At 68.7% G+C, this 17,369-nt stretch carries 17 protein-coding genes; 6 read left to right on the top strand and 11 right to left on the bottom strand.

Features of this window, described 5'->3' with window-relative positions:
• Positions 1 to 4: 4 nt before the first annotated feature.
• On the top strand, positions 5 to 1,432 hold the full coding sequence (locus tag ACWESM_RS34435) for an MFS transporter (protein ID WP_452495338.1): 1,428 nt from the start codon (positions 5 to 7) through the stop codon (positions 1,430 to 1,432).
• Between the two features lie 314 nt (positions 1,433 to 1,746).
• On the opposite strand, the gene ACWESM_RS34430 is transcribed toward ACWESM_RS34435, so the two are convergent.
• The 3 genes from ACWESM_RS34430 to ACWESM_RS34420 are packed head-to-tail and all read right to left on the bottom strand — an operon-like array spanning position 1,747 to position 4,202.
• Complete coding sequence (locus ACWESM_RS34430) at positions 1,747 to 2,856, bottom strand: winged helix DNA-binding domain-containing protein (protein ID WP_452495336.1); 1,110 nt, start codon at positions 2,854 to 2,856, stop codon at positions 1,747 to 1,749.
• An 18-nt stretch (positions 2,857 to 2,874) separates the two neighbouring features.
• Positions 2,875 to 3,825, bottom strand: coding sequence for a M56 family metallopeptidase (locus tag ACWESM_RS34425; protein ID WP_452495334.1), 951 nt, complete (start codon positions 3,823 to 3,825; stop codon positions 2,875 to 2,877).
• Positions 3,822 to 4,202, bottom strand: a complete 381-nt coding sequence (locus ACWESM_RS34420; protein ID WP_043691105.1) for a BlaI/MecI/CopY family transcriptional regulator — start codon at positions 4,200 to 4,202, stop codon at positions 3,822 to 3,824. Before ACWESM_RS34420 ends, ACWESM_RS34425 begins: the two co-directional genes overlap by 4 nt.
• A 129-nt stretch (positions 4,203 to 4,331) precedes the next feature.
• Here ACWESM_RS34420 and dinB point away from each other — a divergent pair, with 129 nt between their 5' ends.
• On the top strand, positions 4,332 to 5,573 hold the full coding sequence (dinB, locus tag ACWESM_RS34415; RefSeq protein WP_452495332.1) for a DNA polymerase IV: 1,242 nt from the start codon (positions 4,332 to 4,334) through the stop codon (positions 5,571 to 5,573).
• A gap of 7 nt (positions 5,574 to 5,580) precedes the next feature.
• Here the strand turns inward: dinB and ACWESM_RS34410 are convergent, their stop codons facing one another.
• From ACWESM_RS34410 to ACWESM_RS34390, 5 genes are read right to left on the bottom strand one after another with little or no spacing between them, the layout of a single operon-like run.
• Entirely contained in the window at positions 5,581 to 6,459 is an 879-nt protein-coding gene (locus tag ACWESM_RS34410; protein WP_355073975.1) for a phosphoribulokinase, read from the bottom strand.
• 11 nt (positions 6,460 to 6,470) lie between these two features.
• Complete coding sequence (locus ACWESM_RS34405; protein ID WP_364426390.1) at positions 6,471 to 7,547, bottom strand: class 1 fructose-bisphosphatase; 1,077 nt, start codon at positions 7,545 to 7,547, stop codon at positions 6,471 to 6,473.
• Positions 7,548 to 7,571: 24 nt separating this feature from the next.
• Entirely contained in the window at positions 7,572 to 8,576 is a 1,005-nt protein-coding gene (locus ACWESM_RS34400) for an AAA family ATPase (protein WP_355073978.1), read from the bottom strand.
• On the bottom strand, positions 8,566 to 8,988 hold the full coding sequence (locus tag ACWESM_RS34395) for a ribulose bisphosphate carboxylase small subunit (RefSeq protein WP_355073980.1): 423 nt from the start codon (positions 8,986 to 8,988) through the stop codon (positions 8,566 to 8,568). Before ACWESM_RS34395 ends, ACWESM_RS34400 begins: the two co-directional genes overlap by 11 nt.
• 21 nt (positions 8,989 to 9,009) lie before the next feature.
• The gene (locus tag ACWESM_RS34390; protein WP_452495329.1) at positions 9,010 to 10,656 is read right to left on the bottom strand and encodes a form I ribulose bisphosphate carboxylase large subunit; all 1,647 of its coding nucleotides are present in this window, start codon (positions 10,654 to 10,656) and stop codon (positions 9,010 to 9,012) included.
• Here ACWESM_RS34390 and ACWESM_RS34385 point away from each other — a divergent pair.
• Both ACWESM_RS34385 and ACWESM_RS34380 read left to right on the top strand, forming a co-directional pair.
• Positions 10,627 to 11,472: a LysR family transcriptional regulator gene (locus ACWESM_RS34385; RefSeq protein ID WP_452495327.1), complete on the top strand. Its 846-nt coding sequence runs from the start codon at positions 10,627 to 10,629 to the stop codon at positions 11,470 to 11,472. The two genes, ACWESM_RS34390 and ACWESM_RS34385, sit on opposite strands and share 30 nt — an antisense overlap.
• A 74-nt stretch (positions 11,473 to 11,546) precedes the next feature.
• Entirely contained in the window at positions 11,547 to 12,401 is an 855-nt protein-coding gene (locus ACWESM_RS34380) for a class I SAM-dependent methyltransferase (protein WP_452495325.1), read from the top strand.
• A gap of 16 nt (positions 12,402 to 12,417) precedes the next feature.
• Here the strand turns inward: ACWESM_RS34380 and ACWESM_RS34375 are convergent, their stop codons facing one another.
• The 3 genes from ACWESM_RS34375 to ACWESM_RS34365 are packed head-to-tail and all read right to left on the bottom strand — an operon-like array spanning position 12,418 to position 15,947.
• A complete protein-coding gene (locus tag ACWESM_RS34375) occupies positions 12,418 to 13,962 on the bottom strand; it encodes an FHA domain-containing protein (protein WP_452495323.1) in 1,545 nt (514 codons plus the stop codon).
• Complete coding sequence (locus ACWESM_RS34370) at positions 13,959 to 14,402, bottom strand: hypothetical protein (protein WP_452495321.1); 444 nt, start codon at positions 14,400 to 14,402, stop codon at positions 13,959 to 13,961. The genes ACWESM_RS34375 and ACWESM_RS34370 overlap by 4 nt, the downstream gene beginning before the upstream one ends.
• 3 nt (positions 14,403 to 14,405) lie before the next feature.
• Positions 14,406 to 15,947, bottom strand: a complete 1,542-nt coding sequence (locus tag ACWESM_RS34365; protein ID WP_364426404.1) for a hypothetical protein — start codon at positions 15,945 to 15,947, stop codon at positions 14,406 to 14,408.
• A 141-nt stretch (positions 15,948 to 16,088) separates the two neighbouring features.
• Here ACWESM_RS34365 and ACWESM_RS34360 point away from each other — a divergent pair, with 141 nt between their 5' ends.
• Both ACWESM_RS34360 and ACWESM_RS34355 read left to right on the top strand, forming a co-directional pair.
• Positions 16,089 to 16,508, top strand: coding sequence for an Rv3143 family two-component system response regulator (locus ACWESM_RS34360; RefSeq protein ID WP_452495319.1), 420 nt, complete (start codon positions 16,089 to 16,091; stop codon positions 16,506 to 16,508).
• 467 nt (positions 16,509 to 16,975) lie between these two features.
• Positions 16,976 to 17,356: an NADH-quinone oxidoreductase subunit A gene (locus ACWESM_RS34355; protein WP_067807371.1), complete on the top strand. Its 381-nt coding sequence runs from the start codon at positions 16,976 to 16,978 to the stop codon at positions 17,354 to 17,356.
• The last annotated feature ends 13 nt before the right edge of the window (positions 17,357 to 17,369 follow it).

Genomic DNA, 17,369 nt, shown 5'->3' with positions numbered 1-17,369 from the left:
GATCGTGCATTCTTCATCCACGCCGCCCAACCGGGCCACCGACTACCGGGTCGTGCTCGCCGTCGTCTCCCTCGGCGTCCTGTTGTCGAGCCTGGACCTGTTCATCGTCAACGTCGCCCTGCCGGACATGGCCGCCGACCTCGGCGGAGCGCAGATCTCGGGACTGTCCTGGGTACTCAACGCCTACGCGATCGTGTTCGCCGCGCTGCTGGTCCCGGCGGGACGACTGGGCGACCGTCGCAGCATCCGGACCACCTTCCTGCTCGGGCTGGTGGTCTTCGTCGTCGGATCGGCACTGTGCGCCACCGCCTGGGACGTCGGGTCGCTGGTGCTGTTCCGCGTGCTCCAGGCCGTCGGCGGCGCGCTGCTGACGCCCGCCTCGCTCGGCTTGGTGCTCGCGGCCAGCCCCCCATCGCGCCGCGCCGCCGCCGTGCGGCTGTGGGTCGCCTTCGGCGGGCTCGGCGCGGCGCTCGGCCCGGTCCTCGGCGGCCTTCTCGTCGAATTCGGCTGGCGCTGGGTATTTCTGGTGAATGTGCCGATCGGTCTGGCCGCCGTGGTGGTCGGACTGCGGACGCTGCCCGATCCCGAGGGCGACGGCGGGCGGCTGCCCGACCTGCTTGGTGCGGCGTTGCTGGTCGGGGCCATCGCGAGCCTGGTGCTCGGCCTGGTCAAGGGCGAGGGCTGGGGCTGGTCGTCGGCGCGGGTGCTGGTCGCGTTCGCGCTGGCGGCGATCCTGACGGTGGCGTTGGTCGTCTCCTCGGCCCGGCACCACAGCCCGGTGGTGGATCCGGCGCTGCTGCGCGCGCCCAGCTTCGCCTGGATGACCGGCAACGCGGTGTTGTTCAACGTGGCCTTCGGCGCGATGCTGCTGTCGGTGGTGCTGTGGGCGCAGAACGTCTGGGATTGGTCGGCGTTGCGCACCGGACTGGCCATCGCGCCGGGCCCGCTGATGGTGCCGGTGGTCGCCGCCCTGGCGGGACGGCTGATCGGCCGGATCGGGGCCGGGCCGGTCATCGCCGCGGGCGGGATCGTGTTCGGCGCGGGCATGCTGTGGTGGGCGCGGGCGGTCACCCTGACGCCCGACTATGTCGGTGGCTTGCTCGGCGGCATGGTGGTCAGCGGCATCGGCGTCGGCCTCACCCTGCCGACCGCCTTCGCCGCGGGCACCGGCGGACTGCCGCCGCAGCGGTTCGCCACCGGATCGGCCGTGCTGAGCATGGCGCGCCAGCTCGGTCTCGCCGTCGGCGTCGCGGGCCTGGTCGCGGTGCTCGGCTCACCTACAAGCCCGGAGGCGACACTCGACGCGTTCCGGCACGGGTGGTACGCGACGGCCGTGGTCGCGGTCCTCGCGGGCTTGGTCGGCGTGACCGCGCGTATTACGAAACCCACTGTCGCACAACCAGAATCGGCTATCGAGTCGGCCGTCGCCTGATCCGGGTCCAAGCCCATGGCCCGTGCGTGACACTCCGCTCGACAGCGCCGATTCGACAGCGCGGGTCGCGCCGCCATTGCTCGGCGATCCGCGGCCGCACTTTCCGGATCCATCGCGGCGCTGTCCGTAGTGGTTGTCATCGGCCGATTCGTGACCGCACACTTGGTCGATCCCTGGTCGACGTCCGAACAGCACCGGACGCCGACCAGGGTCCCACGCGACGGGCGGTTCAGCGGCTGGGCGCTGAAATCGCCGGACCACGAGCGGCAGGATCGGCACCAGTAGCCCGTTTCGGTCGGCACAGCATGGCAACGCTACGCGACTCGCACCGTGAGGCTCTCGCGCCCGGCCGCCAGCGCCACGTGGGCGACGGCCGCTTCCAGGCCCCGCGCAGGCAACGGCGCACCGTCGAACATGGTGATCTCGACGGCGTCCTCGGCGAGCTCCCAGACACCCGCGATGCGCCCACCCACCACGACGATCGGTGAGATCCAGCCCGCGGTGCGGCTCACCTTCGCACGGTGGGCGGCAGGCAGCAGCACGGTGTCACCGGTGCCCGGTCCCAGCACGTATTGGTCGAAGGCGCCGAGCAGGTGCACCGTCGCACTCGGCGCGGCGGCGGCCAGTGCGTCGACCTGGTCGGTCGGCAGGAAGGCGCGGCGGCCCTCCACGTCGATTTCGGTGATCAGGTCGCCCAACTCGGCGAACCAGCGGCGCACGGTGGTCTTGCGCAGGCTGTTGCGGCTGAGCCAGGCGTCGAAGGTCTCCGGCGTCGCCGGGCCGTAGGCGCCGAGATAGCCGAGGATCGCCACCCGCGCCGCGGCGTCGAGAGCGGGCAGGCCGGGCCAGTCGCGCACCAGGTGCGCGGGACTGGTGAACGTCACTTTGGTGCCTCGTCCCGGGCCGTGACACAGCACGCCCTGCCAGGCCAGCGGTTTGAGCAGCGCACCCCAACCGGATCGCAGTTCCTCCCCCAGCCGATGGAATTCCGGTGCGGACACCAGGGCTTCGACCAACTCCTCCCGGGTGAGCACCGCGGCGTCGAGTACCTGCGCGACCGCCTCGGTCAGTGCCGCAACCTCCGTGGGCGAAGCGCCGAAGTTCTTCTGCCAGGAGGGTTTCTCCCAGGTGCGCGCGGAACCGATGAGCGCGAGAACGGCGGCGGCCAGTTCCGAAGGCAGCGCGTGCAGCGTGCCGCGCATCGCCCAGGTCTTCATCAGCGCGCCCTCGTCGAGCGCGCGCACCAGCGCGCCGGATTCGGGCTTCGTGCTGCGCAGTGCGACCGCCAGTTCGGCCGCTGAGGTGACCTGAGCCTGCACACCGCACAGACGCCCGGCCACCGCTACCGCACCTTCGTCGGTCCGGGACAAGACATAGTGCCGGTCCAGCCGCCAGGCGAAAACCTGATCCCAGGTGGCCCGCATTCGCGCTCCTTCTCCTGCTCAGTTCAGCATCGTGCCCGCGCAGGCGACCAGCGCGGCGGCCAGCGCCGACCCGGCGACCGTCATCGCGATCACGCCGAGCAACGCGGTGCGGGTGGTGGCGCGCCGAATCGCGCCGACCGGGTCGGCCAGCCGTTCGGCGCGGGCCAGTACCGCCGTGCCCGCCGCGGCCAGCGCACCCGGCGGCGCGGGCTCGACGATGCCGACGATCGCCAGCAGCCCGCCGAGCAGCGGCAGCGAACCGTGCTCGTCGGCGGCCTTGTCGTCGGCGCACATCTCCAGCAGGCGGGCGATCTCGGCCGCGCCACCGGTGAACAACCGCAGGCCGGGCAGTGTGGTGGCCACCGCGCGCAGCACCGCGGTCAACGCCGCGTGCCTGCCGGACAGGTGCGCGCGTTCGTGCGCGAGTACCGCGGCGAGTTGATCCTCGTCCAGCGCCGCCAGCGCGGCGGTGGTGACCACGATGGTGTCGGGTCGTCCCGGCACGCAATACACCTGCCGCTCCGGTGAGTCGAGCACGACCGCCCCGATTCCCGGCACCGGCCTGCCGACCAGACGGACCGCCCGCGCGTGGACGCTGGTGCGCCTGCGCATGTCCAGCACGACTCCCACGGCGCGCGCCACCAGCGCGACGGTTCCGGTGGACACCAGCGCCGCCACCGCGAACGTGGCCGCACGGCCGGCCGCGGCGCCGTGCGCATCCACCGGAGCCCACAGGAACGAGGCGCACGCGTGCAACGCGTCCTTCGGATGTCCCCAGTAGGTGGCGAACTCGACGGTCAGCACCGCCGCCGCGACCCCCCATGCGCTCAGCGCACCGATGATCGCGACAACCCAGGCGATCACACCCAGCCGCGGCGCGATCCCGCGATAGGTCAGTCTGCGCAGCACGGGCGGACCGAAGGCCGCCACGACGCCGCCGTACAACGTCAGAGCCAGGGCCAGGCTCACGGCACTTCTGGTGACTTACGCGCCGCGAGTCTGCGTAGCGCGGCACGCAGCCCCGCCGACTCCTCGGCGCTGATCCGATCGACGAAATGGCTGAGCACCAGATCCGAGCGTCCGCCGGAACCCAGTGCCTCCAGCATGAGCCGGGCGCTGTGTTCTTCCCTGGTGAGCGTCGGCCAGTATCGATAGGCCTTGCCCGCGCGTTCGCGCGCCAGCCACCCCTTGCGATGCAGGTTGTCCATGGTCGACATCACCGTCGTATACGCGATGTCGCGCTGAGCCGACAGTTCGTCGAAGATCTCACGCACCGTTGTGTCCTCTGCGTCCTGATCCCAGATGCGGTCCATGATCACCGCCTCCAGATCCCCGAATCCACGCACCGTACCGACTCCCTCATCCGAGCTGTGCCCCGTCGTGGGAACAGGTTACCGGTTTGGGTGGGTTACTACGGAGGCAACCAGTAGATCCGTCCGCTCCGACCGCACCCTGTCGGGGCCATATGCGAACATATGTTCGTGTCCGACGCGCCCGTCTCCCGATCCGGCAGGCCCCGGATTCTCGCGCGGCCGGAGGCATCGATCCTGCATGCCGACCTCGACTCCTTCTATGCCTCGGTCGAGCAGCGGGACGACCCGTGGCTGCGCGGCAAACCGGTGATCGTCGGCGGCGGCGTCGTCCTGGCTGCCAGCTACGAAGCGAAGGCGTTCGGAGTGCGCACCCCGATGAACGGCGGACAGGCGCGCCGGTTGTGCCCGCACGCGATCGTGGTGCCGCCGCGCATGTCCGCCTACGCCGAGGCGAGCAGAGCCGTCTTCGAGATCTTCCGCGACACCACACCCGTGGTCGAGGGCGTCTCGATCGACGAGGCCTTTCTCGACGTCGGCGGACTGCGCCGGATCGCGGGCGAGCCCGTCGCCATCGCGACGCGGCTGCGTGCGGAAGTCCGCGACCGGGTCGGCCTGCCCATCTCGGTGGGCATCGCTCGCACCAAGTTCCTCGCCAAGGTGGCCAGCGCCGTCGCCAAACCCGACGGATTACGGCTGGTGCCGCCGGACGGCGAACTGGACTTCCTGCATCCGCTGCCGGTCGAAAGGCTCTGGGGTGTAGGCGATGTCACCGCGCGCACGTTGCACGAGCACGGCATCACGCGGGTGGGCCAACTGGCCGAACTCGGCGAGCGCCCGCTGCGGGCGATCCTCGGTCCCGCCGCGGCACGCCACCTCTACGCCTTGTCCTGGGCGCGTGACCCGCGCCGGGTCGAGACCGGCCGGCGGCGGCGCTCGATCGGCGCCCAGCGTGCCCTCGGCCGCAAGCACCGGCTGCCGGACGAGATCGAGGCCTACCTGCACGGGCTCACCGATCGGCTCGGCCGTCGCCTACGCGCCGCCGACCGGGTGTGCCGAACCGTGGTGCTACGCCTGCGTTTCGACGATTTCACCCGGGCCACCCGCTCGCATACTCTCGCCGGGGCCACCGACCACACCGAGACGATCCTGAGCGCGGCCCGCACCCTGCTCGCCGGGGCGATGCCGGTCATCCAGGAACGCGGCCTCACCCTGATCGGTCTCGCGCTGACCAACCTCGACGACGCCGACTCCGTCCAGCTCGCCCTGCCCTTCGAAGCCCGTGCCACCAACAGCCTCGACGCCACCCTCGACGACTTGCGCAAGCGCTTCGGCTCCGCCGCCGTCACCCGCGCCGCCCTCCTCAACCGCGGCGAGGGCCTCTCGGTTCCTCTTCTCCCCGACTAGCCGCGCCTCAGTACGAGCGTTTCGGCCGCTTGTCCATCAACCGCAGGATCAGCGGCGTGAAGATCAGCTGCATGGCCAGCTCCATCTTCCCGCCGGGCACCACGATGCAATTCGTCCGCGACATGAACGAGTCGTGCAGCATCGACAGCAGATAGGGGAAGTCGATCACCTTCGGGTCGGCGAACCGGATCACCACGAAACTCTCGTCCGCCGTCGGAATGGTGCGCGCGATGAACGGATTGGACGTGTCCACGGTCGGCACCCGCTGGAAGTTGACGTAGGTGCGGGAGAACTGCGGGCAGATGTAGGTGACGTAGTCCGGCATCCGCCGCAGGATCGTATCGATCACGGCCTCGCTGGAGTACCCGCGCTCGGTCTTGTCCCGGATCACCTTCTGAATCCACTCCAGATTGATGATCGGCACGACGCCGACCAGCAGATCGGTGTATCGCGCCACATCCACGGTGGAGGTGACCGCCGCGCCGTGCAGGCCCTCGTAGAACAGCAGGTCGCTGCCCGGCGTCAGCTCCTCCCACGGCGTGAAGGTGCCCGGCGGCTGGCCGTAGGGCTTCGCCTCGGCCTCGTCGTGCAGGTACCGGCGCACCGTTCCGACCCCGGTCTCGCCGTAGTCGCGAAACAGCGTCTCCAGTTCCTTCAGCAGGTTGGCCTCCTCCCCGAAATGCGAGAACCGCAGATTGCGGCTCTGCTCCGCCTCGGCCATGGCCAGTTTCATCTCGTTGCGGTCGTAACGGTGGAACGCGTCGCCCTCGACGATGGCCGCGTTGATCTCTTCGCGGCGGAAGATCTCCTGGAAGGTCCGCGTCACGCTGGAGGTCCCCGCCCCGGAGGACCCGGTGATGGCGACGACCGGGTGCTTGACCGACATGGTTCTCCTCTTCAGCGCTGGGCCGGACGAAACAGCGACCGCCTGCCGAACAGCGAGCTGTCGAAGCTGGGGCCCTCGTCCGGTTCGCGGTGATACCGCTCGATGCGCTCGACTTCGTTGCGGGAGCCGAAGATCAGCGGCACCCGCTGATGGACGTCGCCGGGCGTCACTTCCAGCACTCGCTCGCTGCCGGTGGTCGCGGAGCCCCCGGCCTGTTCGACGATGAACGCGATCGGATTGGCGCCGTAGAGCAATGCCACCCTTCCCGGACGCGTGGGCGGGCGGGTGTCGCGGGGGTACAGGTACACCCCGCCTCGGGTCAGGATGTGAAAGGTGTCGGCGACCAGCGAGGCCACCCAGCGCATATTGAAATCCCGCTCGCGGGGGCCGTCGACGCCGTCGAGGCACTCGTGCACGTAACGGCGCACCGGTCGTTCCCAGAACCGCTCATTCGCCGCGTTGATCGCGAATCCAGAGGTGTCCTCGGGGATGCGCATCCGCGGGTGGGTCAGCACGAACGCGCCGATCTCCCGGTCCAGGGTGAACCCGTCGACCCCGCTGCCGGTCGTCAGCACCAGCATGGTCGCGGGCCCGTACAGGGTGAACCCCGCGCACACCTGCTCGACGCCGGCCTGCAGGAAGTCGGCCGCCGCGGGGCCCGGGCCCTGCGCGGGCGCACGCAAGACGCTGAAGATGGTGCCCACCGGCAGATTTACGTCGATGTTCGACGAACCGTCCAGCGGATCGAAGGCCAGCAGGTACTTCCCGCGCCGATGGGTGGCGGGCACCGGATGGATCTCGCTGATCTGTTCGGACAGCAACGCCGAAAGGTGCCCGGTCCATTGAGTTTCGGCGACGATGATGTCGTTTGTGATCGCGTCCAGTTTGCGATGCACCGTCGGCGGCAGATTGTCCGGCTCGGACGCACCGATCGAGCCGACGATCGCGCCCCTGGTGACCTGATTGGCGACGATCTTCGTCGCGGTCGCGATCACGTTCACCAGGGCGGAGAACTCACCGGACGATCCGGGATGCCGATGCTCCTGTTCGATGGTGAAGCGGGTGAGGGTCTTCAGTCCTTCTGGCATAACGCCTCGATCTCGTCACCGGGGTCACACGGTCGGCTCGCCGGCGGGCTCGGGGTCGGTGAACACGCTGCTGCCGTAGACATCCCGGTCGGTCAGCGTGATCAAATCGGTCTTGGTCAGCGGTCTGCGCAGTTCCACGAGACGCTTGGCCTGCCGCAACCGGCAACGGTCGAGCGCGTTGCGGACGCTGCGCGCGTTGGAGAAGCGCGGGCGGGCCATCCGGTGTTCCAGGTACTCCCCGAAAGCGGTCCGCGCCGCGTCGTCGAAGTGGAAGTTCTCCGCCGCCACCATGAGCTCGGCGATTCCCAGCAGCTCCGCGTGAGTGTAGTCGGCGAACTCCAGGTGGTGGGCCACCCGTGAGGACAGGCCCGGATTGGCGGAGAAGAAGCGGTCCATCCGGTCGGGGTAGCCCGCGAAGATCACCACCAGGCTGGCGCGTTCGTTCTCCATCTCCTGCAACAGGATCTCGATCACCTCCTGCCCGTAGTCGCGTTCGTTCTCCGGCCGGAACAGGTAGTAGGCCTCGTCGATGAACAGCACCCCGCCCGCCGCCTTGGCCAGCGCCTCTTTGGTTTTCGGTGCGGTGTGCCCGATGAACTGACCCACGAGATCGTCGCGGGTGACCGTGTGCACCTTGGGTTTGCGGATGTAGCCCAGGGCGTGCAGCATCTGCGCCATCCGCAATGCCACCGTGGTCTTGCCCGTGCCGGGACCGCCGGTGAAGCTCATGTGCATGGTCGGCCGCGAGGAGGTCAGTCCGAAACGTTGCCGGGCACGGTCGATCAACAGCAGCGCCGCGATCTCGCGGACCCGCCGCTTCACCGGAGCCAGCCCGATCAACTCCGCGTCCAGCCTGCGCAACGTTTCCTCGACGTCGTGACCCGCGATGTCGCTCGACAAGTCCAGCACCGCGTCCTCGGCCAGGATTTCCGGCTCTTCCGGATCGGGCGACGCCGTCCGCACCGCGCCGGGGACATCAGCCCCCGGCCGGTGCAGACGGAATCCGGAGCCGTTGCGCTCAGCCGCCATACCGCTCTCCCGGCCGGACGGTCGTGGCATACGAATGCAGGCCGTATGTCTGCATCCGGTCGGGACCCTCGGTGCGGGTGAGCACGAAACCCGGCTCGTCGGGCGGTCGTTGCACCAGGAAACTCAGCGCCGTCGTCTGCCTGGTGTAGCGGGCGTCGTAGGCGAGCACCCGCACGTAGTGCCGGGGGAAAGTCGCCCGGCACGCGTTGATCTCGGCCAGCACACCGTCGGGCTCGTCCAAGTCGAACAGCGGCAGCCCCCACATCTCCCAATAGGCATTACGCGGGTGCGGATCGTCGGTGTACTCGATGGACACCGGCCAGCTGTTGAGCAATGCGTAGCGCACTTGGGCGGCGATCTGCTCGTCGGTCAGCGGCGGCAGGTAGCAGAATGTTCCGTGCCTCAGATACATCGGCTCGTCCTTCCTGGATGGTCAGCGGCTGGCCGTCGGCACGGCGTCCGGCGCGTCGGTGGAGGTGTAGTCGAAGGTGACATCGCCCCAGGTCGCCAGCGCGACATCGAGCGGACGGCAGATCTCGGCCGCCTTCCTGAGCACATCGGGGCCTTCCTTCAACAGGTCGCGGCCTTCGTTGCGGGCCTGCACGACCGCCTCCAGCGCGACCCGGTTCGCCTCCGCGCCCGCGGCGATGCCGAGCGGATGCCCGATCGTGCCGCCGCCGAACTGCAGCACCACGTCGTCACCGAACAGGTCGAGCAACTGATGCATCTGCCCGGCATGGATGCCGCCGGAAGCCACCGGCATCACACCGGGCAGGCTCGCCCAGTACTGGTCGAAGAAGATCCCGTTGGCCGGCTCGGTCCGGATGTGGTTCTCCCGCAACGTGTCGTAGAACCCCTTGGTCGTCGCCGGGTCGCCCTCCAGTTTCCCGACCACGGTGCCCGCGTGCAGATGGTCGACGCCGATCAGCCTGCACCACTTGGCCAGCACCCGGAAGCTGACGCCGTGCGTCTTCTGCCGCGTGTAGGTGGAATGCCCCGCGCGATGCAGATGCAGCAGCACCCCGTTGCGGCGCGCCCAATGCGACATCGACTGCATCGCGGTGAAGCCGACGGTGAGGTCCATCATGATGACGACGCTGCCGAGTTCCTTGGCGAACTCCGCGCGCTCGTACATCTGCTCCATCGACGCCGCGGTCACATTCAGGTAATGGCCTTTGATTTCGCCGGTCTCCGCCATCGCACGGTTGACGCCCTCCATCGCGAACAGGTACCGGTCGCGCCAGCGCATGAACGGCTGCGAGTTGATGTTCTCGTCGTCCTTGGTGAAATCCAGGCCGCCTTTGCATGCCTCGTAGATGACGCGTCCATAATTGCGGGCGGATAGCCCGAGTTTCGGTTTCACCGTCGCGCCGAGCAGCGGCCTGCCGTATTTGTTGAGATATTCGCGTTCCATCACCGTGCCGTGCGGCGGCCCTTGGAACGTCTTCACGTACGCCACCGGAATGCGCATGTCCTCCAGCCGCAGCGCCAGCAGCGGCTTGAACCCGAACACGTTGCCGATGATCGAGGAGGTCAGGTTGGTGATCGATCCCTCCTCGAACAAGTCGAGATCGTAAGCGATATAGGCGAAGTACTCCCCCGGCCGCCCGGGGACCTCGTCGATGCGGTAACACTTCGCCTGGTAGCGCGAGTGGGCGGTGAGCCGGTCGGTCCACACCACCGTCCAGGTCGCCGTGGAGGATTCACCCGCCACCGCGGCCGCCGCCTCGATCGGATCGACACCGCGCTGCGGAGTCACCCGGAACACGGCGAGCACGTCGGTATCCGACGGCTGGTAGTCGGGCGCGTAATACCCCATCGACGCATAGGATTGGACACCCGGATCCCAGCGGTCGCGTTCGGTTTCTTCGGCCATCGTTCCTCCTGCTGTGCCACTGCGGGACACCCGCACCCGGGCGAACGGGCGTGCCTTGGGATTTCCAGGATGACGGGCCGGATACCGACAAACAATTTGATTGTTTCTCGCGACACTCAACATATTCGTTGAGTTTGTTACCGTTCTCGGGTGGGTATGGTGAGCGCGGCTCGGATGGAAACCTTCCTGGCCGTCGCCCGCCACGGCAGCATCCGCCGCGCCGCGGCGCAGTTGCACATCACCGAGGCCGCCGTCTCCGCGGCCGTCGCGCACATCGAGAAACTGCTGGGGGCAAAGCTCATCGCGAAGTCCGGGCGCGGCATCGCGCTCACGGAGGCCGGGCGCGTCTACGCCGAGTACTGCCGCGGCATCCTCGGGTTGATGAAGGAGGCGCAGGCGGCCGTGCGCCGCGCCGAGACCGGGCGGCTGCGGATCGGCGTGGTCGCCACCGCGGGCGAGTACGTCCTGCTGCGGCCGCTCGCCTCGTTCCGCCGCCGGTTCCCCGACATCGAACTGAGCCTGTCGGTGCATCCGCGCGACGCGCTGTTCCTCGAATTGCAACACCATGAAACGGATCTCGTCATCGCAGGCCGCCCGCCACGCGACACCGGGCTGGTGGTGCGCGCCCGGCGGCCCAGCCGTCTGGTCGTGGTCGGCCTACCGGAACTCGACCCGCTGCACACCACCTGGCTGCTGCGCGGGCGCGGCTCCGGCACCCGCGAGGCCACCCTCGCCTTGCTCGACCAACTCCGGATCGAACCGCCCGTGCTCACTCTCGGCTCCCACGGCGCCGTCCTCGCCGCCGCGCGAGAAGGACTCGGCGTGACGTTGATCCACAGCGACGCCATCTCCCAGGACCTGGAGAACGGCGCGCTGCGCGTGCTCCCGGTCGAGGGCACCCCGCTGGATCGTCCCTGGCATGCCATCACCACCCGCACACCGACGCCGACCACCCGCCTGTTCCTCGCCCATCTGCTCGACCCCGCGGAGGTCGGTTCCGACGCCTTCCACCCGCATTGAGGCCCGCGACCTGCGCGAACCGGCACCACAGCCGCCACGGAAACCGACTGGACGGATATGACAGACTGACTCGCATGACCCGAGGGGATGTTCCGTCCAACGTCTCGGACACCGCGCGCTGGGTCGCGGCCTACCGGGCACGCGAGACGATCCGCCCGGACGCGCTGTTCCGCGATCCGCTCGCCGACCGGCTGGCCGGCGAACGCGGCCACGCCATCGCCGACAACGCGCCTGCGGTGATGCGCGACGGGTGGCCAATCGTCACGCGGACCAAACTGATCGATGACCTCATAGCCACCGCGATCGGCGAGGGCTGCGACCGCGTCCTCAACCTCGCCGCCGGTCTGGACGCTCGCCCCTACCGGCTCGATCTGCCCGACGAGTTGCTCTGGATCGAGGCCGACCTCCCCGAGATCGTCGCCGAGAAGGACAGCGCCCTCGCCGGCGAGACGCCGCACTGCGTGCTCATCCGCCGCGCGGTCGATCTCGCCGACCCGGACGCGCGGATGAAGTTCCTCGACGAGGCGCTCGGCGCGATCGGCCCGAGCGCCACCGGCGCGTCCAAGGCCCTGGTGCTCACCGAGGGGCTGCTGATGTACCTCGACCCGCCGACGGTCACCGATCTCGCGACCGCACTGGCCCGCCCTGAGATCGCCTGGTGGCTGCTGGACCTGAGTCTGGGCATGCGCAAGATGCGCTCCGGCGACACCTTCGCCAACGCGCCGATGCAGTTCGAACCCCCCAACGGCGTCCGCTTCTTCGAAGACCTCGGCTGGCAGCCGATCGAACTGGAAAGCCTGCTGCTGCACGCCCGCAAGTTCCACCGCGCACCTTGGTACCTACGTCCCTTCACCTATCTCCCCCAGCCCGACCCCCGCAAACCCATGCGCACCCCCTGGTCGGGCATCATCCGTTTCCGCCACACCTGAGCGACGCCGTCCTCGGCTACAGCTGGCCGTGCTGAGAGTCGAAGGTGAGCACGCGGCCGCCCAGTTGGATCTGGGCTCCGGGTGCGAGGACGATCGGCTGGCCGGGGACCGCTCGGACCCAGTCCTGGCGTCCGGGATGACGAATGTGGGTGCCGTTGGTGGAACCGCCGTCCACGACCGTGACATCCCAGTCGACGAGGCGGATCTCCGCATGCGCCCGCGACATTCCGCCCGAGCTGTCCTCCAGCCGCACCGGGCGCGCGCCACGCGCGACCGCGTCCGAATGCTCCGGTTCGCGGCCGAGAACGCAGTCGCTGTCCAGGACGAACGACGTGCCGTCGTCCAGTAGCAACACACCGAGCGGTGGGCGCACCCCTTCGCTGAGCACGCAGGTGAGCTGATCCATCCGGATCCCGCAGACCGCGCAGAACGACACCCGAGGATCGTTGTGATGATGCCGGGCGCATTGGAAACCCGGCACGATCACGCGATGTCCCAGCGCGTTCGAGCCGGTCGACCCGAGCGCGTCGGCGACGACGCCGGTCGAGGGAACCATCGTCTCGGCGAGATTCGCGTCGTTGGCGATCGCGTGATCCCGATCGGTGCGGTGCGCGGGCCGCGCTGGGCTCTGGTCCGGCGCCGGTGGTACGGGCTGCGCCGCCGGGGGCGTCACGCCTTCGCGTGGCGTGGCCCGCCGCGCCGGCGCTTGGAGATCGACTTCCGTCGCAGCATCGCCGGACTCCTCGCCCTTCCGCAGGCTCGGCGCCCGTCGTGGTTGCGCTTCGGACGCCTCGGAACCCGCCTGCCCGCCCGGCCGGTGTGGTTGCGGCATCGCCTGCGGTCCGGCGGTGCGAATCGGTTGCGGCATCTGATCCGGCATCGGCGGCCGATCCTCGAGGCGATGCGGTTCGGCCGCCGGTCGTGGCGCGACGTGCGGCGGCTCCGGCCGGGGCTCGGCGGGAGATGGCGGCGCGGATCCGGCGTGCGGTCGCCGCGGGGACTCGGCGTCACCGTGGCGGTCCGGCTCATCACCGATCGCGCCCGACCACAGCACCGCGCCGGACCCTGGCGCGGCGCCCGCATCCAGCGACAGAATCCCCCGCCCCGGTAGCGATTCCGCGGTCCAACCCGCCTCGTCCACGAACAACCCGGCGCCGCTGCCGGGTGCGGGCGTCACCATGCGGTCGACGGTGAATCCGGCGTCCCGGCCGCGCAGCACCTCCGTGTGGCCCGGACCGGCGAGCACCGCGGTGACCCCACCGTGCAGAAACACCGCGAGACCTTGGTCCACCGGCGTGATCACCCCGAATTCGACTTCCTCCTCCTCGCCGTTGGACAGGCCCATCAGCCAGGTCGTGGCCAGTCGCGCCACCGCGCGCCCGCTGCGGCGCCGGTCGCGCGCGACGGCTTCGCGAACGATGTCCAGCAGCGCCGTCATCGTGCGGGCAGCGACCGTGTCCGCCGTGAGGAGCCCGTCGCCCCGGTGCGCGACGACCACGACCGCGCCATTCGCGCTCGCCACCAGGTGGGTGCCGGGCAACACCTCGATCTGCGCGCTCACAGGAACCGGCCGCCTTGGAAGCGCCACCGATGGAAGACCACCCGCATCGGCCCGTTCACGATGAGCCAGAAGGCGATCCATGTGACGACGAACTGGATGAGGAAGGCAGCGAGCGGCGGACGCAGATGCTCGGACAGCACCACCGTGGTGTAGCGCACGAGCACCCAGATCAGCGCTCCCTCGTTGAGGATGGTGACCAGACCGAACAAGGTCGGCCAGTCCTTCTCCCAGCGGAACTGTTGGAGCAGGTGGTAGAGCAGTTCCCAGAGCACACCGACCAGAACGGTCGCCAGCAGCACCGACAACGTCACCCGGTACGCCTGACCGATGCTCGAGGACCCGGTCGGCAGGAACGGGGTGATGAGCAGCGCGACGACGAAGCCGATCACGCTCAGCGCGAGCAGACGGGTCTGGATTCGCCCGTTCAAGGTAGGAAGCATCGCTCAGATCTTCTCGTTCGTAACCCACAGCCACCATTGCCGCGTCGAGCGCAGCGGCCCCATCCTGCGGCAGAACCCGACCGCGGCCAGGTCGTCGGCGATCTCCTGCGCGGCGATCTGCAAGCCGAGGAAGGTGTCCACCCCGGCGAACGGCCCGCCGAGCGTCGCGCTGCCGGAGGCGTATATCCGTCCTGTGCCGCTGCGGGTGCCGATCAGCTCGAAAGTCGTGTCCACGTCCAGCCGACCGAGCGGATTACGGCCCGCGCCGGTGTGGTCGAGCAGGTCTGCCAACAGCCGGTGCTCCCGGACGTCGGCTTCCAACCCCGTGCAGTCGATGATGTAGTCGACGGTCGTGTCGAACGGTTGCGTCGGCGGCGGAAAAGGCAAGGGCGCGCTGGAATCCGGAAGAATCGTGGCGACCACGCCTTGCCGTCCAGCGGCAGGACGCGGAGCGCGCATCGTGCCGGCCATCACCTGGTACCACCCCTCCCGGCGGCCACGGCGCAACTGTTCCTGCCAGTTGTCGCGGATGGGGGTGTTGGTGCCGGAGATCTCCTTGTACGCGCGCGCCCGTTCCTCGCCTTGCAGTCGTCGCACCTTCTGCTTGAGCTGACCGCCCCACACCGACTTCGGATAGTTGAAACCCTGGTAGGCCCATCCGTCGCCGCCCTTGCGCCTGCTGAAGATGTTCTTGCCGTGCGAGCCCGCGATATACGTGCGGAACAGGTGCAGGATCCGGGTGTCGAGCCGGTATTTGTCCCGGTCGTCGATGAGCCGTTGCAGGACGCGGCTGGCCACGATCCCGCTGCCACGGATCAGCACCGTGCCGGGCCGCCGCTGGAGCGCCTGGTAGACGTGCTCGTGCGGCTCGTAGGCATTGACCACACGGGTCGGATCACGATGGGTCTCGCGATACTCCTGCAGATCCGGCAGCAGCTTCAGCCCCGGATAGCCGACGGCGACATGGACATACGTGCTGCGGAAAGCGACCCGCTTGGTCGGTGCCGAACCCGCGGGCGGGGTGAGGATGGTGAAGTATCCGCCGCCGTTGCGCTTGCGGACCATGCGCACGTGCCCGCGGTGCAGCGAGCGGGCATAGCCGATGCGGTGGAATTCCCGCTCCATGGAGGCGAACGCCTGGCCCGCACGCGGGGTGTAGTAGTTGGCGAAGATCGGCTCGACGAAGACGTTCCACAGCGGCTTGATCGACTTGTCCGCGATCGCCTCCCGCACCGCGTAGGACGGAAAGCCCCAGATGTTGTCCGGCGTGGAGGCCGAGTCGCTGCGCAGGCGTTCGCCACGGGGGATCTGCGACACCCTGGTGAGGTACTCGTAGGAGGTCCACGGGTGCTCCTGCGGACCGAGCACCGCCATCGCTTCGGCGGGCACGCCGAAGATCCGGAGCGTGTCGTAGGTGACGAACGATCCGATCCCGCTGCCGATGGTCACGAACGGTACGTCGAACACCGGAATCCCGGCGCTGCCGAGCATTTCATCGGTCCATACGTCGGTGTCGACGAGGGCCTGCGTGATATCTCCCCGCATTGGCCGGACTTTACCGGCAGATCCTTATCAACTGCTTGCCATCGGCTTTCGCCGGACGACCGCACTGGTGACGCGCCGCGCACGACGCGTGTGAACCATCTGCGCCGAACCTGCCACGCGGTATGCCCTCGCGGACGTACCATGCCGTTCGTGGCCGATTCCACTCGTTCCACCCCACTGCGGGTCCTCGTGTACAGCAACGACGCCGACACCAGGCGCCAGGTGATCCAGGCCTTGGGCAAGCGTCCGAGCGCAGAGCTACCGGAGTTCGAGTACCTGGAGGTCGCCACCGCTCCCGTGGTGATCGCGCAGCTGGACGCCGGCGGCATCGACTTGGCCGTGCTCGACGGCGAGGCCGCCCCCGTCGGCGGGCTCGGCATCGCGAAGCAGTTGAAGGACGAAGTCGATCCGTGCCCGCCGCTGCTGGTGCTCACCGGCAGGGCCGACGACGCATGGCTTGCCAGCTGGTCGCGCGCGGAGGCAGCGGTGGCGCATCCCATCGATCCGCTCCGGCTCACCGAGGCCGTCGTGGATCTGCTGCGCAGCCGCTCCGCGGCCTGAACCCGCCAGCGATTCATAGCGATCATGAATTAATTCACCCGGGCGCGCCGCCGCGCCCGGACCGCCGGTAAGCGACCCTCGACCGCGCCGCCCTCGGCGCCGTTGTTCGCCGCGCAGTTTGCCGCCTTTTTCCGACTGCGAACCCGCTCGGGACCACATTTGACGTCGCCGTACCCGACACCTCAACGTTTCCAACTGACCGTTCACCCAACGGTGCGGACCCCTCGCGCGGATTACCACCGTTTCGGTCATAAATGCTTGTACTGAATTCGATCAAACGACGTCGCCAAACGCGGTGCGGGCCGCCGGTTCAGTTGTAGGCTGTGCCCTACCTCACACGGAGACGGATCCGGTCATGACCGTCCCCGGGTGGAGCCGAGGGGCGAGTCTGGCCGAGGCGGACAACGACGTCAGCCCGCCTCGGACGCTGTTGTCAGCTGCCGCTCGCAAGGAGGGGAAGTGCAGTCGTGAACATCGAGGTGCCGACACTCGTACTCGGCGCGATCGCGGCGGCGTTCGCGCTGTTCTCCATCGTCCTGTCCGCCCTGGTCGGCCCGAAACGACGAAACCGGGCAAAGCTGGAACCCTACGAATGCGGTATCGAACCCACGCCGCATGCCGTGGCGGGCGGACCGGGAAACGTTACCGGGCAACGCTTTCCGGTGAAGTACTACCTCACCGCCATGTTGTTCATCATCTTCGACATCGAGATCGTGTTCCTCTACCCGTGGGCAGTCCACTTCGATGCGCTCGGTCTCTTCGGTCTGGCCGCGATGGCGTTGTTCATCGTCAACGTCTCGGTGGCCTACGCCTACGAATGGCGACGGGGTGGGCTCAGCTGGGACTGACCACCGCGCAGCC

The organism is Nocardia sp. NPDC003999, assembly GCF_053604885.1.
The sequence above is the reverse complement of the archived record's forward strand: the minus strand, read 5'-3'. Positions and strand labels throughout refer to the sequence as shown.

Excerpts from the sequence above, each read along its gene's own strand:
- ACWESM_RS34430 (WP_452495336.1), bottom strand. The coding sequence starts at position 2,856 with ATGCGGGCCACCTGGGATCAGGTTTTCGCCTGGCGGCTGGACCGGCAC.
- dinB (WP_452495332.1), top strand. The coding sequence starts at position 4,332 with ATGTTCGTGTCCGACGCGCCCGTCTCCCGATCCGGCAGGCCCCGGATT.
- ACWESM_RS34410 (WP_355073975.1), bottom strand. The coding sequence starts at position 6,459 with ATGTCGGTCAAGCACCCGGTCGTCGCCATCACCGGGTCCTCCGGGGCG.
- ACWESM_RS34405 (WP_364426390.1), bottom strand. The coding sequence starts at position 7,547 with ATGCCAGAAGGACTGAAGACCCTCACCCGCTTCACCATCGAACAGGAG.
- ACWESM_RS34400 (WP_355073978.1), bottom strand. The coding sequence starts at position 8,576 with ATGGCGGCTGAGCGCAACGGCTCCGGATTCCGTCTGCACCGGCCGGGG.
- ACWESM_RS34395 (WP_355073980.1), bottom strand. The coding sequence starts at position 8,988 with ATGTATCTGAGGCACGGAACATTCTGCTACCTGCCGCCGCTGACCGAC.
- ACWESM_RS34385 (WP_452495327.1), top strand. The coding sequence starts at position 10,627 with ATGGAAACCTTCCTGGCCGTCGCCCGCCACGGCAGCATCCGCCGCGCC.
- ACWESM_RS34380 (WP_452495325.1), top strand. The coding sequence starts at position 11,547 with ATGACCCGAGGGGATGTTCCGTCCAACGTCTCGGACACCGCGCGCTGG.
- ACWESM_RS34370 (WP_452495321.1), bottom strand. The coding sequence starts at position 14,402 with ATGCTTCCTACCTTGAACGGGCGAATCCAGACCCGTCTGCTCGCGCTG.
- ACWESM_RS34365 (WP_364426404.1), bottom strand. The coding sequence starts at position 15,947 with ATGCGGGGAGATATCACGCAGGCCCTCGTCGACACCGACGTATGGACC.
- ACWESM_RS34360 (WP_452495319.1), top strand. The coding sequence starts at position 16,089 with ATGCCGTTCGTGGCCGATTCCACTCGTTCCACCCCACTGCGGGTCCTC.